Raw genomic sequence first — 16,264 nt, forward strand, 5'->3', positions numbered from 1 at the left:
TAAGTTGTCAAGCTCATTAATGACTGATATCACTTGCTACATGCATAAAAAAGCCCGCTTTGAGCGGGCTTAGTCAATTTTGCGTTGAAACGCACTATTTATCGCATTTAATCGCTAAGGTTTATAGCAGTGTCGATAAAATAGTGTTTAACGTTTCGCTTGGACGCATAGCGTTTGATGCTTGCGCTTCGTTCGGGAAGTAGTAACCACCAATGTCCATAGCAACGCCTTGTGCGTCATTTAACTCAGCAACAATTTTCTCTTCTTGCTTGGTTAATGCTTGTGCTACTGGGCCAAAGGCTTTGGCTAGCTCAGCATCTTTACCTTGCGCAGCAAGTGCTTCTGCCCAGTAAGTTGCTAGGTAGAAGTGAGAACCACGGTTATCAAGCTCGTTAACGCGACGCGATGGTGATTTATTCTCTTGCAAGAATTTTGCTGTTGCCGCATCTAAGGTATCAGCAAGTACTTGTGCTTTGGCATTACCGGCAAAGTTTGCTAAGTGCTCTAATGACGCTGCTAGTGCTAAGAACTCACCTAAAGAATCCCAACGTAAGTGGTTTTCTTTTTCAAACTGCTGTACGTGCTTAGGTGCTGAACCACCAGCGCCCGTTTCAAATAGTCCACCACCGTTCATAAGTGGTACGATAGATAGCATCTTAGCTGATGTACCTAACTCTAAAATTGGGAACAAGTCAGTTAAGTAATCGCGTAACACGTTACCCGTCACAGAAATGGTATCTTCGCCTTTTTTCATGCGCTCTAACGAGAACTGACACGCATCAACTGGTGCAAGAATACGAATATCTAAACCGTCAGTGTCGTGCTCTGGCAAGTACTGATTTACTTTTTTAATTAACTCAGCATCGTGTGCACGGTTTTCATCTAACCAGAATACTGCTGGCATACCAGATAAGCGTGAACGATTAACCGCTAGTTTCACCCAATCTTGAATTGGTGCGTCTTTCGCCTGACACATACGGAAAATATCACCCGCTTCCACAGCTTGCTCAAGTAATACGTGACCTGCTGCGTCTACAACACGAATGGTGCCGTTTGCTGCCGCTGTGAAAGTTTTGTCATGTGAGCCGTACTCTTCCGCTTTTTTAGCCATTAGACCAACGTTTGGTACGGTACCCATAGTTGTAGGATCAAATGCGCCATTTTCACGGCAGAAATCAACTACTGCTTGGTATACACCTGCGTAGTTACGATCTGGGATAGTAAACTTAGTATCTTTTTGCTTACCGTCTGGACCCCACATTTGGCCAGATGCACGCAGTGCTGCTGGCATAGACGCATCGATAATAATATCGCTTGGTACGTGCAAGTTAGTGATGCCGCGATCTGAGTCAACCATCGCCATTGGTGGGCGAGTTTCGTATACCGCTTGCAAGTCAGCTTCAATCTCAGCTTGCTTTTCAGCAGGTAAACGACCGATTTTCGCGTAAACATCGCCAATACCATTGTTAGCATCAACACCTAATTGGTCAAATACTGCAGCGTGTTTTTCAAATACCGCTTTGTAGTAAACCTTAACACAGTGACCGAAGATGATAGGGTCAGAAACCTTCATCATGGTTGCTTTCATATGCAAAGAGAACAACACATCTTCTTTTTGTGCTTTTTCGATTTCTTGCTCGAAGAAAGCAACAAGTGCTTTTGCGTTCATCACTGACGCGTCAATCACTTCTTTGTCTTCAAGGGCGATATGCTCTTTTAATAAGGTGACGTCGCCATTTTCAGCAACAAATTCAATGTTTGCGTGAGTCGCGCCATTGATTGTTGTTGATTTTTCACTACCGTAGAAATCACCCGCATCCATATGCGCAACGTGAGATTTTGACTCACTTGACCAAGCGCCCATTGAGTGTGGGTTGTTTTTCGCGTATTGCTTTACTGAGCCCGGTGCGCGGCGATCTGAGTTACCTTCGCGAAGTACAGGGTTTACTGCAGAGCCAAGTACTTTGGCGTAAGTCAATTTAATTGACTCTTCCGCTTCACTTTGTGGCTCTTCTGGGTAATCTGGTAAGTTGTAACCTTTCGCTTGTAATTCTTTAATCGTTGCCTGTAATTGTGGAATTGACGCACTAATGTTTGGCAACTTAATAATGTTTGCTTCCGGTGTTTTCGCTAGTTCGCCAAGCTCTGCTAACGCATCACCGATACGTTGCTCTTTAGTTAAGTACTTAGGGAAATTAGCAATAACACGACCTGCTAATGAGATATCACGAGTTTCGACATCGATGCCTGAAGAAGCAGTATAAGCTTTAATAATAGGTAGTAGAGATTGAGTCGCAAGTGCTGGCGCCTCATCAGTAATGGTGTAAATGATCTTTGATGTATCTTTACTCATTGAATATCCTAGTTTCGTTAAGAACGTGCCACCAAGCTCGTGACAAACTCAGCAACAAAATATTTTTTTCGATGGCGCATATTACTTAAAAACAAACTACTTTAAAATAGCAGGCACTCAACCTAACCATAATTTAATAAGGCAAGATACGTTGACACGCCTCAACACAAACGCAAGAACAAGGGCTAAAGGTCATCTTTCCAACAAGGTCAGACCAGTAAAGAAAAAATCCCCAATTTCAGATGAAAATCGAAAAATTGTCTTATTTAACAAACCGTATGATGTGCTTTGCCAATTTACCGATGATCAACATCGACAAACATTAAAAGATTTTATCCCTATTCCAGAGGTATATGCGGCGGGTCGTTTAGATAAAGACAGCGAAGGATTATTGCTACTCACTAACGACGGTCAATTGCAGCATAAAATAGCCAGCCCTAAGTTCAAAGCGCCGAAAACCTACTGGGTACAAGTAGAAGGTGTACCCACTGAAGATAAGCTAAAAGCACTTCGCCAAGGTGTGGAACTCAACGATGGCCCTACTAAGCCTGCGAAAGTAAAAATTATTTCAGCGCCAAACATTTGGCCTCGTAATCCCCCTATTCGCGAAAGAAAGAATATTCCCACCACTTGGTTGGAAATTATTATTACCGAAGGTCGAAACCGTCAAGTACGACGCATGACCGCACATATTGGTCACCCAACACTGCGCTTAGTTCGCTATGCCATTGGCGAATGGACGCTCGATAATATTGCGAATGGTGAGTTTATTTTGGTCAAACAAGATTCAATGAACGCACCTAGTACAAAGGCGAATAAAAAAGCGACAACGAGCACAAAAACAATAACTCCTAGCAAGCCAAAGACGCGCCAAAGAAAAGCTGAGAATAAGTTGAGCTTATCAAGCAAGTTACAGAGAAAACGTAGTAATAATCCCGACCGTACTACAAAAGCAAAAGAAAACTAGTTAATAACAAAAAGAGCGTACCTAAATCAATGAATGACCACGGCGTTACACAATTTAAGCCTAATACGACTGTTGCAGCTATCGTCCACCATCAAGGTAAGTTTCTCTTGGTAGAAGAAAGGGAAAATGGCAACACTGTTTTTAATCAACCTGCCGGTCACTTAGAAGCAAACGAAAATCTGGTGGCTGCAGCAAATAGAGAATTACAGGAAGAGACGGGATTAACTGGTGAGCCTGCTTATGCTTCTGGCATTTACTACTTTCATCGCTCTGAGTTAAACCTTTATTTTTTACGCTTTTGTTTTGTCTACAAGCTAAGTAATTTGACCCATCTAGACTCAACTAAAGAAGATAACAAGTGGCCTGTCAGCCAACCGCAAGACAGCGATATCATCGCTTGTCATTGGCTAACACTAGAAGAAATTAAAGCCAAAGCAAACCAGCTACGTAGCCCTATGGTACTTGAATGTATTGAAGACTATTTAGCTGGAAATAAGATATCGCTATCTATGCTAAAAACTAACCTTTAAAACTTAATGGAGGCGACTTGTGGCCTCTATGCTATAAAAAATCCCTATGCTATAATTCGGCGCCTTTTTTCTATCGTGGTCAATTAATTAATGTCATCTATTGCAACTTCATCATTAGCCATCGCTCCCAACACAAAGGCGCCACAAGACACGCGCGTTATTGTTGGTATGTCTGGCGGAGTCGATTCATCTGTATCAGCCTACTTGCTTCAGCAGCAAGGCTATCAGGTTGAAGGCTTGTTTATGAAGAATTGGGAAGAAGACGACAACGACGAATACTGCGCCGCAGAAGAAGATTTAAAAGATGCACAAGCTGTATGTGACAAGCTTGGCATCAAGTTACACACCATCAACTTTGCCACTGAGTACTGGGACAACGTATTTGAATATTTCCTTGCTGAATACAAAGCAGGTCGTACTCCTAACCCAGACATCATGTGTAACAAAGAAATTAAGTTTAAAGCCTTTTTAGAATTTGCTTGCGAAGACTTAGGCGCTGATTACATTGCCACAGGTCACTACGTACAGCGCGAATATCGCGAAGACGCGAGCGGTGAAGGCAAATGGCATATGATCCGCGGCTTAGATAACAACAAAGATCAAAGCTACTTTTTATACACATTAAGCCATAAGCAAGTAGGTCAAACGCTATTCCCAGTGGGTCATATTGAAAAGCCTGAAGTACGCGCTATCGCAGAAAAAGCTGATTTGATTACTCACAACAAGAAAGACAGCACGGGTATCTGTTTTATTGGCGAACGCAAATTTAAAGATTTCTTGCAAAAATTCTTACCCGCTCAGCCAGGAAAAATTGAATCTGCCGAAGGTGAAGTGATTGGCGATCATGACGGTTTAATGTACCACACGTTAGGTCAACGCAAAGGCTTACGCATTGGAGGTTTGGCCAATGCCGGTGATGAGCCTTGGTATGTGGTAGACAAAGATTTAAAACGCAACGTGCTGATTGTGGGTCAAGGCCATAATCATCCTCGCCTATTTTCTAAAGGCTTAATTGCTAATCAACTGCATTGGGTGGATCGCAATGAGATCACAGCACCATTTAAATGCACAGTCAAAACACGTTACCGCCAGCAAGATGTAATCTGCACAGTAACACCACTTGAAAATGACGAGTACGAAATTCTATTCGATGAGCAACAAAGCTCAGTAACACCGGGCCAGTCAGTGGTGTTTTACCAAGACGAAGTGTGCTTAGGTGGCGGCATAATTAATACACTAATTCGATAAGCTGTATGAGAGATCAAACTATCACCTTTGCTGCTATCTGCCAGATAGCCAGCATGGTACAAAAACTTGCGCGTCAAGGGGAAATTGACGAGCAACAGCTTGGCATGATGCTAAGCGGCATTACCAATACCTCGCCTGAAAATACACTAGCGGTATATGGCGGTAACTTAGCCAACATAAAACCGGGGTTACAGGTATTAGTCAGCCATCTTGGCGATCAAACTAAACAAAAAGACCCTGAATTAACCCGCTATATTGTTAGCTTGTTAAACCTGGAACGTCGTTTAACTAAAAACCGCAAACAACTTGGCGTGTTGGGCGAGCGTATCGACCAAGCCAAGCGTCAAAGTGGTCACTACGACGTTGACAGCAATACCTTACTAAGCAGCTTTGCTAGCATTTACAGCGATATTATTAGCCCGCTAGGTGCGCGCATTCAGGTAGCAGGTGAACCTGCTATATTAAAGCAGGAAAGCAATCAGCATAAAATCCGAGCATTACTGTTAGCAGGTATTCGTAGCGCTGTTTTATGGCGACAAGTAGGCGGTAAACGCCGCAATATTTTGTTTTCACGCACTAAAATACTGGCACAAGCAGAGCAATTATTAGGCGAAATTTACTAGGCACGTAAATTCATTAACTAGAATAAATTTCGCCAAGAAAAGTTTTTAACGTTCACACTTAATTAATAACAAACCAAAACATTTGTTGTAGGAAAAAACTATGGAACTTTCAGCATTAACAGCAATTTCACCGGTTGATGGTCGTTACGGCAGCAAAACCAAAGCCTTACGCCCTATTTTCAGTGAGTTTGGCCTAATCAAATACCGCGTTACCGTCGAAGTACGTTGGTTACAAAAGTTAGCAGCCACTGCTGACATCACGGAAGTTCCTGCATTTTCCGACGAAGCAAATGCAGTGCTTGACGCCATCGTTGCTAACTTTAGCGAAGAAGATGCACTACGCGTTAAAACCATTGAAGCAACCACCAACCACGATGTAAAAGCAGTTGAGTACTTCTTAAAAGAAAAAATTGCTGACAATGCTGAGCTAAACGCTGTCACAGAGTTTATTCACTTTGCTTGTACCTCAGAAGATATCAACAATCTGTCACACGCATTAATGCTTAAAGAATGTCGTGAACAAGTGTTATTACCTGTTGTAGATGAAATCTTAGCAGCGGTTAAAGCATTGGCTGTAGAGTACAAAACTATTCCTATGATGGCGCGCACGCATGGTCAACCTGCGTCACCTACCACTATGGGTAAAGAAATGGCGAATGTTTACATTCGTTTAAAACGCCAACGCGAGCAAATTGCTCAAGTTGAGTTATTAGGTAAAATCAACGGTGCTGTAGGTAACTACAACGCTCACCTTTCTGCCTACCCTAACCTGGACTGGCACAACTTCTCAAATGAATTTGTCACGTCATTAGGTGTTACGTGGAATGCTTTTACTACCCAAATTGAGCCGCACGATTACATTGCAGAGCTGTTTGATGCGGTAGCGCGTTTTAACACAATTTTGATCGACTTCGATCGCGACATTTGGGCATACATCGCTCTTGGTCACTTTAAGCAAAAAACCGTTGCGGGTGAAATTGGTTCATCAACCATGCCGCACAAAGTTAATCCAATCGATTTTGAAAACTCAGAAGGTAACTTAGGCATTGCTAATGCGTTATTTGCTCACCTTGCACAAAAGCTTCCAGTTTCGCGCTGGCAACGTGATTTAACGGACTCTACTGTACTTCGTAACTTAGGTGTTGGTTTTGGTCATGCTCTAATTGCCTACGCAGCGACACTAAAAGGTATCAGCAAGTTAGAAGTGAATGAAAAATCATTAGCAGATGAACTAGATCAAAACTGGGAACTTTTAGCTGAGCCAATTCAAACGGTAATGCGTCGTTACGGTATTGAAAAGCCTTATGAAAAACTAAAAGAGTTAACTCGTGGTAAGCGCGTAAACGCTGAAGTAATGCGCGAGTTTGTAGCTAATCTTGATATGCCAGAAGCAGCTAAGGCAGAGCTTGCTGAGCTAACACCGGCAACTTATATTGGCCGCGCTGTTGCCTTTATCGACGAATTATAGCTGATGACTGTTAGCCAATAGGCTATGGTCAGAAATTGCTAACGGAAATTAAAGATACAAAAAGAAGGCTTAGGTCTTCTTTTTTGTTTGCGAAACTGAGTTATCACTAGAGCTCAGTATGCAAGAAACCAGAGACAAAGATTATGTACACCATTAATTGGGGCGATTTAACCCCCGAACTATTTCTTGCCGAATATTGGCAAAAAAAGCCACTTCTGATCAAAGGTGGTTTTCAAGCCTTCCAAGATCCAATTTCTGCCGATGAACTAGCCGGCCTTGCCATGGAGCAAGAGTTAGAATCACGTATTATCGCCAATGATGGTTCTGAGAGTGGTGAACCGACTAACTGGCAAGTCAAACACGGGCCATTCGAAGATTTTAGCGAGTTCGGTGAAGAAAACTGGACTCTACTAGTGCAAGCGGTAAACAACTGGTCTGAAACTACCGCTCAAATGCTAGAACCATTCAAGTTTTTACCGAGCTGGCGCATCGACGATGTCATGGTCAGCTTTTCCACACCCGGCGGCGGCGTAGGCCCTCATTTAGATCAATACGATGTCTTTATCACCCAAGGTGAGGGGAAAAGACGTTGGCAAGTGGGTTTACCTGACGATTCGTTAGCACAGTTATTGCCTCATGAAGACTTAAAACAAGTATCACCATTTGAGCCTGTGATTGATGCTATTACCGAACCTGGCGATATTTTATATATTCCACCGAATCACCCACATGACGGTGTTTCCATAGACAATTCATTGAACTACTCCGTAGGCTTTCAAGCACCTAGTGGCCAAGACATGATTTCAGCGCTAGCGGATGCAGTCATTGATAAGCAATTAGCCGAACACCGTTTTAACGATCCGGATCGCACTGTCACCAGCCAACCAGAGTTACTTGCCGCTGAAGATATTAAAAAACTGCAAAAATTTATGTTAACGCAAACCGGTGATATCGATTTGTTTAGCGATATGATTGCCACCTTTACCACTCGTAGCCATCATGCATTGGAAGTGCTGATCCCAATGGAGCCATTTACCGAAGAAGCGGTTAAAGGTTATCTAGCAGATCCTGAAATTTTTGTTCGCCCTGTGTTAGGTGTTAAAGCGCTAATCAACGAACAAAACGGTGACTTGTATATTAATGGTGATCGGATTTCATTAACGCAGCAAACAAGCGAATTAGGTCAGCTATTGGCAAAAAATGTCGCTTTGGCTACAAAACAGTTAGAAAGTTTCACACACTGTTTGAATAACATACAAATGTTAACTAAAGTGTTAAATATGGGGTACTGGTATATCGATTAATCGTATGCAATACAGTGTATGTAGAGTTCCGTGGGAGCATGCCGCTCCCTTGTTAAAAACTGTTCGAGAGCGGGTTTTTATTTGTGAGCACCGCATACCTAAACGCGTCGAATTTGATCGTAAAGACCGAAAAGCAATTCATATGCTGGTGTGCGACGATATCAGCCAAGAGCCCGTCGCCACTGGTCGCATCCTTCCATCAGGCCAGATAGGTCGTATCGCTGTTATTAAAGAACATCGTAAACAAAAACTAGATAAGTTAGTGCTAGCGGGTTTATTGCGAGTTGCTAAAGATCTCAACCTCAAACAAGTATTTATTCATAGTCCGCTGGATGCGGTAGATTATTTTGTTAAACATGACTTCTATCCTGTTGGCGCTGTGTTTATGGAAGCAGGTTTACCCAAACAGCAAATGGCCTGCGCGACAATGGATGCAGCAGTCAAAAAGTGCTACCTCAGTCACTAGTTTATATTAGTTTCAAAAAGCCTATTTAACCAACGCGATAATTTTCGTACAAAGCGCGCATTTTCTGAGCTGAGCCGAGCTTGTATTCAATTTTTAACACCTCTTTTCAGACTAATTAATCACAGCATATAGCGTGACGTTTACGTAAGTGATAATGTTCGCGACACTTTCGCAATCACAAGTGCGCTAAGCAAACAGCTTTCGCCTTGATTTCATGGAGAAATAGTGTGGCGTTTTTCGATTTAGTAGATTTTGACAACCACGAACAAGTCGTATTTTGTAGTGACGAGAAAAGTGGGTTAAAAGCAATTATCGCTGTTCATAGCACAGCCCTAGGTGCCGCAGTTGGAGGCTGTCGAATGTGGGATTACACTACCGATGAAGAAGCACTAGTTGACGTACTTCGTTTATCTAAAGGCATGACCTATAAAAATGCCATGGCCGGCCTTGCGATGGGTGGTGGTAAGTCAGTAATTATTGGCGATGCTAGTAAAATTAAATCTGAAGCCTTGTTTAAAGCCTTTGGCCGAGCACTTAATGGCTTAGCGGGTCGCTATATCAGCGCTGAAGACGTCAACATCACCACGGGCGATATTGCTATTGCCAATACCGAAACAGAGTTTGTTGCTGGTGTAGAAGGCAAAAGTGGCAACCCAGCCCCTTTTACCGCATTAGGCACATTTTTAGGCCTAAAAGCGGCGGTAAAACACAAATTTAACCGAGATGATCTAACTGACTTAACCGTTGCTGTACAAGGCTTAGGTAGCGTTGGTTATTACTTATGTGAACACCTACATAACGCTGGCGCAAAATTGATAGTTACCGACATCAATCAAGAAGCCGTCAATAAAGCACAAGCAGAATTTGGCGCACAAGCGGTGGGCCTAAATGATATTTACGATGTGGACTGCGATATTTACGCCCCTTGTGCCCTAGGTGCGACAATCAACGACACAACAATTGATCGTATTAAAGCCAAAATCATCGGTGGCTGTGCCAACAACCAGTTAGCTACACCAAAACACGATCAAGCTTTGGTTGATCGCGGTATTTTATACGCTCCAGATTACGTGATTAACGCTGGTGGCATTATCAATATCTCATTTGAAGATGATTACTGCCCCGATAAAGCCACTCAAAAAGTTGAAGAAATCTACGATACTTTGTTAGATGTTTTCACCAAGGCAGCATCTACGGGCAAACCAACCGGTATGGTAGCCGATGAGATTGCTCGCGAAATTATCGCTAAGGGTGGTAAATAGTTATCGCTAAAGGCGGTAAGCAGCTATCGCTAAAGGCAAAAAGTAATTATCACCAAAGGAATAGAGTAACTTCTCTCCCATAGTCTCACTAATCACCCTTCGCGTTATATTCACGTTATAGAAGGGTGGTTTTGACGTTTTCTGAATCTAGCTTTTCGCTCGTAATATCTCGAAACATAAGCATATCTCCTACTCTTTTTGAAGCGCCTTTGTAAAAGCCAACTTCTTCAACGAAATTTCTTGGGTTGTTGAAAGTACCGAAGATAATGTCAATTATTGGTAAATCTGAATAGTTGTGAGCATGCACGCCACGACGATGATGAACAGAGTGACTCTCTGGCCGCTGAATAAAATAACCTAGCCACTGAGGCGTTTTAATATTGGTATGTTGAAAAACAACCAAAAACATTGTGATAAACAAAAACCAAGTGATTGCTTCAGGCGCCAACCCCACGCCAATGGTTAACGTAAAACTGCCCACTAAAGTGAAACCTATCATGTCTAATGGACTAAAATAAAACGCGCTAAACGTATCTACACGCTCTGCACTGTGATGCATCTGATGAAACACGCACCAAAGTACTCCGGACTTATGTATTGCTCTATGCCATAGGTAAACTAAAAGCTCAAAAACAAACAGTGCAAGAAAAATTGAGATAATCGGATGCACAGACTCCAAACTAACTAGCTGATAATTAACTAAATAGGGATCCCACAACAAGGGAAGATAAGTTGCGAGATACAAGTAAAGTATGAAAAACCCTGCAGTTTTGATGTACCAGCCCCGAACCCTAGCTAGCTGACGAGCAGGCCATAGTACTTCTACCGTAATAAGCACCGCATAAATAGTGAGTTGACCTATAGTTACAGGGTCGATTAACACTTCTAGTGGTGATGGCATTGTCGATCTCCTTTTTTTGCGTTTATTGCATCTATTTGAGTTTATTTGCACTTATTTGAGTAACAGGAAGTCTGCGATGAAATCGCTTGGCAAACATAAGATCTCGGTAATATTTTGCTAACGATTAGCTAATATGACGGGAATACAGGGATATCTAATGAAATACAGGTTCAATGACATTGAAGTTGACGCTACGCATTTTGTTATTAAAGTGCGTGGTCAACAACAATCAGTTGAGCCAAAAGTTTTTGATTTATTGCTGTACTTGCTAAGAAATCGTGATCGTTTGATATCCAGAGATGAACTGTTTGAACAGGTTTGGCATGGTCGAATCGTCTCAGACACCAGCTTGAGCAACCATATTAAAAATATTCGTAAGCTGGTTAACGACGACGCAGAACGTCAATCTGTGATCAAAACTGTTCGCTCACGTGGTTACCAATTTATTTGCCCTGTCAATGAAATCAAAGCAGAGAATCAAGAACCTGAGCCTAGTCCGCCAAAGGGAGTTCCGCACACATTACTATTTTCATTAAGCAATAAGAAAACACTCCTATTTTTCCTACTTTTGTTGGGTCTCGTATTTTTGATAAATTGGGGAGCTGGCTTTTATTCCGAACACGATAGCAGGCCCTATATTCTGGTAGTGCCTTTTTCAGTTTCGGGTGACATCCCCAATCATTTATCCCCATTTGCTGATCAAATTACGCGAGAAATAATTCAATCGCTTAGAAAAATTTCCGGTTTAAAGGTTGTGCCGCCACCGTCATCTTTTGCCTTCAAAGCTAATAAGACTCGCGACTTTATTAGTCAACGGCTTCCCAATATTGACTACGTGCTAGACGGTATAGTAGCCGTTGATAAATCGGGGACGATTCAAATCAATACAGAGCTTGAGCATTTAAACCGAGGCAATGTTATCTGGGATGGCAGCTATCAATTAACGTTGGATAAACTCAACAGTTTTCAGCTACAAGAAGCAGTTGCAACGGCGGTTTCCTCTTCGCTTAAGGTGTTGATGAATGAATCTGAAAAAGCTCAGTTAGCTGAACTTCCCACCACAAGTACCGACGCTTATAAACTTTATGTTGAAGGACAATACCTGTTTTCAAAGATGACTCATGAAACGATGATTAAATCGATAGAATATTTTTCTCAAGCAATTGCATTAGACGCAGCTTTTGAAGCCGCTTACCTCGCCAAATCTAATGCTTATCGAGCAATCATGACACTGTACGAAAAACCTAAAGATGTTTTGCCTCATGTCGTTACATCGACCGTAGAGCTTTTGAAAATTAGCCCTGATTCAGCCATCGCCCGCTCTTCACTTGGTCTTGCTTACGTGCATACTTGGCTTTGGACAGATGCATGGAAAGTTCTAACGGAAGCTAAACTTCGTCGTCAAGACATAATGCTAACTGAACTTGGCTTTGCTTTATATTTTTCGGCACTTGGTGAAGTAAAGCTAACAAAACAGTCGCTGGCAAAAGCAGATGCTCTTGACCCGTTAAATGAAGAACTGGCTGAATGGGGAGCATGGTCGCTAATGATGCTAGGCGAACTGGAAGAAGCCATTCATTGGGGCGAAGAAAAAATTAAACTACATCCTAATATGCCCTCACCAAAACTTAGCCAAGCAGTTGCTTTGTACATCAATGGAAATTACCAACAAAGCATCAAACTTGCGCAAAAAGGCGTGAAACTAAGCAATCGTTCGCCATTGTCACTGGTTTTCTTGGCACAGTCTTTTGCTGCCATGGGTGATGAACAACGTGCTTTGTCCTTGTTAACCGAAGCAAATCAAAGTAAAGCCTATGTTTGCCCCTATGAGTCGGCCATTGTTTACATACAACTTGAACAACTCGACAAAGCATTTGAGCTACTACAAGAAGCTGTTGAGTATCGTTCAAATTGCCTCGTTTTTATACGTAATGATCCACGCTTAGCGTCTGTAAGAGGCGACTTTAGATATCTAGCGCTACTTGATAAAGTCGGATTAAGTGACATAGCAATAAAAAATTACCCTAGAGGATAATCATATAAAGGCCCTAATATGTTTAAAAAAGTCATCGATTTTTGGTTTCAAGAGCTAACTCCAAAACAGTGGTGGCAAAAAGACGCAGAACTTGATGCCACAATTGAAAAACGTTTTGCAGACTTGCATAAACAAGTTAGTGTCGGTGAATTATTTGCTTGGCGAGATAACGCCGAAGGCGCGCTAGCAGAAGTGATTGTACTCGATCAGTTTTCTCGCAATATCTATCGCGATACCCCTCAAGCCTTTGCCTGTGATAATTTGGCTTTAGCGCTTGCACAACATGCCATAGAAAAAGGCTTTGATAATGAACTTACGGCTGAACAACGAAGCTTTTTGTATATGCCGTTTATGCACTCTGAATCTAAGTTTATCCACCAAGAAGCATTAAAGCTATACACCGCTTTAGGCAACGAAAATAATTTAAAATTTGAGCAGCAACACAAAGCAATTATCGACCGATTTGGTCGCTACCCACATCGAAATAAAATACTGGGCCGAGCATCTACACCGGAAGAAATTGAGTTTCTTACTCAGCCTAATAGTAGTTTTTAATGTTGTTTTAGCGACTTATCGTAACTCGCACGCTTCACTACCCAATATTACTGGGGTTCAACAGCGATGTAAGAATGTGATCTTCCCATCGCCCATTAATTTTTAAGTAGTTTTTGGCTTTGCCTTCTATCTCAAAACCAAGGCCAGACAACAACTTTTCTGACCTAGTATTATTGGGCATATAGTTAGCCATTACTCTATTCAATCCCAACTCATCAAACGCATAGGCGATAACGTACTCACAGAGCGCTTTCATTAACCCCATCCCTTCAAATTCTCTGGCGATAGAGTACCCCATATTGCACGCTTGAAACGGTCCTCTAACAATATTGGAGAGAACACAAGTCGCTATGATTTTTGAAGTTTCTGGGCTATAAGAAACAAAAAATGCTGTTCGCCCCTCTCTTTGTTCCTTTTCCATGGTAACTAGTCTACTTTTCCATGCACTAATAGCGTGGTAGCCATCCAGCCTAAGCGGTTCCCATTTACCTAGGTGTAGGTGATTATTAGCGTAATATTCAGAGATTGCCTGTGCATCACGTACTGATATAAGTTTGACTTCCATGGTTTCGTTTCTAAAACAAAATTAGCCACTAATTGTTTGGTTAGTTTTTACCTACCAAACGCTCAAAGCCTTTTGCAAGGTCCTCTATCAGATCGTCAACATCTTCCAAACCAACATGTAAACGAACTAATGGTCCTTGATATTGCCAATCGGTGGCAGCACGCATTGCACCAATATTTTGTACCGCCAAAATTAAACTTTCAAAGCCACCCCATGAATAGCCCATTTTGAAATGGTGCATACCGTCTAAAAATGCGGTGACATCCTTGGCAAATTCAGGTTTTACCACAAACGAAAACAGGCCATTACTGCCTAAAAAGTCTCGTTTAAATTGCTCATGCCCAGGGCATGACGGAAAAGCTGGGTGAAGGATAGTTTCCACTTCTTCACGCTCACTTAGCCACTTGGCAACTGTAAGTGCGCTTTGCTCATGCTGCTTCATACGTACACCTAAGGTGCGAATGCCGCGCAGCGCTAAATAGAGATCGTCAGGTGATGTGCATTGCCCCATGGTATAGCTACTTTCACGCAGTTGAGGCCAATGAGCTTCATTAGCGGTTGCGGTACCTAGCATCACATCTGAGTGCCCTACCACATACTTGGTTGCTGCTTGAATAGACACATCAACGCCTAATTCAAACGGCTTTAAATTTATAGGAGATGCCCAAGTGTTATCTAGCAGTACTGAGCAGCCGTGACGATGGGCAACTTCTGCAATCGCCGGAATATCTTGCACTTCCATAGTCAACGAACCCGGTGCTTCCAAAAATACGAGGCTGGTATTTTCTCTTATCAAACTTTCAATGCCAGCACCAACCAAAGGATCGTAGTAAGTCGTCTCAACACCCATTTTAGCGAGAATATTGTCGCAAAAACTGCGAGTTGGCTCATAAGCCGTATCCACCATTAAGATATGATCGCCAGTTTTTACAAAAGCTAAAATCGCATTAGTAATTGCCGCTGTACCACTCGGGTATAGCGCACATCCTACACCACCTTCTAATTCTGTCATGGCATCGCTAAAGGCAAACGATGTGCTAGTACCACGTCGACCATAAAACAACACTTGGTTCGCTTTGTTGGCAGTCGCATGTTTCATTTGTTTAACGCTATCAAACACTACGGTTGAAGCGCGCTGTACCGCTGGATTAACTACCCCATTCGTCCATTTATCACTGCGACCAGCATTGACGATTTTAGTATCTTGTTTAGGTGCGTTATTAGACTCGCTGCTTTGCTTTGGGCTCTTTGGATCGGACATGCGCTACTTCTTTTAGAGTTTGGATATTTGAAATACATTTATTGGCTATCTAGCCGTCTAAACAATTTATACCTAGCTTAGTAGGAAAGCTCAAGAAGAAATGCTAGTTAGATTTGATTCCCTAAGATATTTATTTAATTAAATGTAAATAGCAAACAGATACAGCCTAACAACGCTATTTGCACAAATCACTCATTCTTTAAATAACACTCAATTTCGGTTGCAGATTGTTCAATTGTTAGATTGCTGGTGTTTAATCGAAAAGACTCAACATTTGGTATAGTTGCTGAGAAATCGAATTTCTTTAAGTACTTATCCAAATACTCTTTTGATTGAAGTTTATTCGTATTTTTTCTTCCGTCACTTAGTACTCGCCTTAAATGCTCGTCATAGTCGCAAGATAGATATATAAAATCAGGGCTAACGCTAAATTCCTGCAATAAATCAAGAAGGCCTTCAATAAAGAAATTACTTGCGGGGTTTACATAGCAAAAAGTGAATACAATGCCTTTATCTTTTTGTGTTTCAATGATTGTTCGAAATGCTTCCAAGCAAATTTTACGCTGGTACTTTTCAAAACCTGCGTTACCAAAGCCAACAACAGCGCAAGCAACATCAAATGCTAGGTGCTGAGGAAACAACTTCCATCCATTTCTTGCTGCCAACTCTCTTGCAACACTCTCTTTACCAACACCAGGTGCCCCATAAACCATCACAAACTTCATC

General features: G+C 42.0%; 14 protein-coding genes and 1 pseudogene. 10 read left to right on the top strand and 5 right to left on the bottom strand.

Features of this window, described 5'->3' with window-relative positions:
- Positions 1-121 precede the first annotated feature (121 nt).
- A complete protein-coding gene (locus ACSLUR_RS13740; RefSeq protein ID WP_448555444.1) occupies positions 122-2,353 on the bottom strand; it encodes an NADP-dependent isocitrate dehydrogenase in 2,232 nt (743 codons plus the stop codon).
- Between the two features lie 151 nt (positions 2,354-2,504).
- Between ACSLUR_RS13740 and ACSLUR_RS13745 the strand changes: the two are divergent.
- The 8 genes and pseudogenes from ACSLUR_RS13745 to ACSLUR_RS13780 all read left to right on the top strand — a co-directional run.
- Positions 2,505-3,122 (top strand): annotated as a pseudogene (locus tag ACSLUR_RS13745) (rRNA large subunit pseudouridine synthase E); the annotation flags it as partial.
- A gap of 227 nt (positions 3,123-3,349) precedes the next feature.
- The gene (locus tag ACSLUR_RS13750) at positions 3,350-3,850 is read left to right on the top strand and encodes an NUDIX hydrolase (RefSeq protein ID WP_448555446.1); all 501 of its coding nucleotides are present in this window, start codon (positions 3,350-3,352) and stop codon (positions 3,848-3,850) included.
- A gap of 90 nt (positions 3,851-3,940) precedes the next feature.
- A complete protein-coding gene (mnmA, locus tag ACSLUR_RS13755) occupies positions 3,941-5,098 on the top strand; it encodes a tRNA 2-thiouridine(34) synthase MnmA (protein ID WP_448555448.1) in 1,158 nt (385 codons plus the stop codon).
- Between the two features lie 5 nt (positions 5,099-5,103).
- Positions 5,104-5,721 (top strand): high frequency lysogenization protein HflD, encoded by a 618-nt coding sequence (hflD, locus tag ACSLUR_RS13760; protein WP_448555450.1) that lies wholly within the window; start codon positions 5,104-5,106, stop codon positions 5,719-5,721.
- Between the two features lie 100 nt (positions 5,722-5,821).
- A complete protein-coding gene (gene purB, locus ACSLUR_RS13765) occupies positions 5,822-7,189 on the top strand; it encodes an adenylosuccinate lyase (protein ID WP_116000163.1) in 1,368 nt (455 codons plus the stop codon).
- Positions 7,190-7,332: 143 nt separating this feature from the next.
- The gene (locus ACSLUR_RS13770) at positions 7,333-8,493 is read left to right on the top strand and encodes a cupin domain-containing protein (protein ID WP_448555452.1); all 1,161 of its coding nucleotides are present in this window, start codon (positions 7,333-7,335) and stop codon (positions 8,491-8,493) included.
- A 49-nt stretch (positions 8,494-8,542) separates the two neighbouring features.
- The gene (locus ACSLUR_RS13775; protein ID WP_181901456.1) at positions 8,543-8,959 is read left to right on the top strand and encodes a GNAT family N-acetyltransferase; all 417 of its coding nucleotides are present in this window, start codon (positions 8,543-8,545) and stop codon (positions 8,957-8,959) included.
- A gap of 227 nt (positions 8,960-9,186) precedes the next feature.
- A complete protein-coding gene (locus tag ACSLUR_RS13780; RefSeq protein WP_448555455.1) occupies positions 9,187-10,221 on the top strand; it encodes a Leu/Phe/Val dehydrogenase in 1,035 nt (344 codons plus the stop codon).
- 115 nt (positions 10,222-10,336) lie between these two features.
- Here the strand turns inward: ACSLUR_RS13780 and ACSLUR_RS13785 are convergent, their stop codons facing one another.
- Positions 10,337-11,122, bottom strand: coding sequence for a sterol desaturase family protein (locus ACSLUR_RS13785; protein ID WP_448555457.1), 786 nt, complete (start codon positions 11,120-11,122; stop codon positions 10,337-10,339).
- A 157-nt stretch (positions 11,123-11,279) separates the two neighbouring features.
- Here ACSLUR_RS13785 and ACSLUR_RS13790 point away from each other — a divergent pair, with 157 nt between their 5' ends.
- Entirely contained in the window at positions 11,280-13,157 is a 1,878-nt protein-coding gene (locus tag ACSLUR_RS13790) for a winged helix-turn-helix domain-containing protein (RefSeq protein ID WP_448555459.1), read from the top strand.
- An 18-nt stretch (positions 13,158-13,175) separates the two neighbouring features.
- A complete protein-coding gene (locus ACSLUR_RS13795) occupies positions 13,176-13,712 on the top strand; it encodes a DUF924 family protein (protein ID WP_448555461.1) in 537 nt (178 codons plus the stop codon).
- Between the two features lie 37 nt (positions 13,713-13,749).
- Here the strand turns inward: ACSLUR_RS13795 and ACSLUR_RS13800 are convergent, their stop codons facing one another.
- The 3 genes from ACSLUR_RS13800 to ACSLUR_RS13810 form a co-directional block, all read right to left on the bottom strand.
- Positions 13,750-14,277 carry a GNAT family N-acetyltransferase gene (locus tag ACSLUR_RS13800; RefSeq protein ID WP_448555463.1) on the bottom strand — a complete coding sequence of 176 codons (528 nt, stop codon included), beginning with the start codon at positions 14,275-14,277 and terminating at the stop codon, positions 13,750-13,752.
- A gap of 40 nt (positions 14,278-14,317) precedes the next feature.
- Positions 14,318-15,538: a cystathionine beta-lyase gene (locus ACSLUR_RS13805; RefSeq protein ID WP_448555465.1), complete on the bottom strand. Its 1,221-nt coding sequence runs from the start codon at positions 15,536-15,538 to the stop codon at positions 14,318-14,320.
- Between the two features lie 188 nt (positions 15,539-15,726).
- Positions 15,727-16,263: an ATP-binding protein gene (locus tag ACSLUR_RS13810; RefSeq protein ID WP_448555467.1), complete on the bottom strand. Its 537-nt coding sequence runs from the start codon at positions 16,261-16,263 to the stop codon at positions 15,727-15,729.
- Position 16,264 lies beyond the last annotated feature (1 nt).

It is taken from the genome of Thalassotalea montiporae (assembly GCF_053485855.1).

Coding starts and splice junctions, on each gene's coding strand:
- ACSLUR_RS13810 (WP_448555467.1), bottom strand. CDS start 16,263: ATGAAGTTTGTGATGGTTTATGGGGCACCTGGTGTTGGTAAAGAGAGT.
- ACSLUR_RS13785 (WP_448555457.1), bottom strand. CDS start 11,122: ATGCCATCACCACTAGAAGTGTTAATCGACCCTGTAACTATAGGTCAA.
- ACSLUR_RS13795 (WP_448555461.1), top strand. CDS start 13,176: ATGTTTAAAAAAGTCATCGATTTTTGGTTTCAAGAGCTAACTCCAAAA.
- ACSLUR_RS13800 (WP_448555463.1), bottom strand. CDS start 14,277: ATGGAAGTCAAACTTATATCAGTACGTGATGCACAGGCAATCTCTGAA.
- ACSLUR_RS13805 (WP_448555465.1), bottom strand. CDS start 15,538: ATGTCCGATCCAAAGAGCCCAAAGCAAAGCAGCGAGTCTAATAACGCA.
- ACSLUR_RS13750 (WP_448555446.1), top strand. CDS start 3,350: ATGAATGACCACGGCGTTACACAATTTAAGCCTAATACGACTGTTGCA.
- hflD (WP_448555450.1), top strand. CDS start 5,104: ATGAGAGATCAAACTATCACCTTTGCTGCTATCTGCCAGATAGCCAGC.
- mnmA (WP_448555448.1), top strand. CDS start 3,941: ATGTCATCTATTGCAACTTCATCATTAGCCATCGCTCCCAACACAAAG.
- ACSLUR_RS13740 (WP_448555444.1), bottom strand. CDS start 2,353: ATGAGTAAAGATACATCAAAGATCATTTACACCATTACTGATGAGGCG.
- ACSLUR_RS13770 (WP_448555452.1), top strand. CDS start 7,333: ATGTACACCATTAATTGGGGCGATTTAACCCCCGAACTATTTCTTGCC.
- ACSLUR_RS13790 (WP_448555459.1), top strand. CDS start 11,280: ATGAAATACAGGTTCAATGACATTGAAGTTGACGCTACGCATTTTGTT.
- purB (WP_116000163.1), top strand. CDS start 5,822: ATGGAACTTTCAGCATTAACAGCAATTTCACCGGTTGATGGTCGTTAC.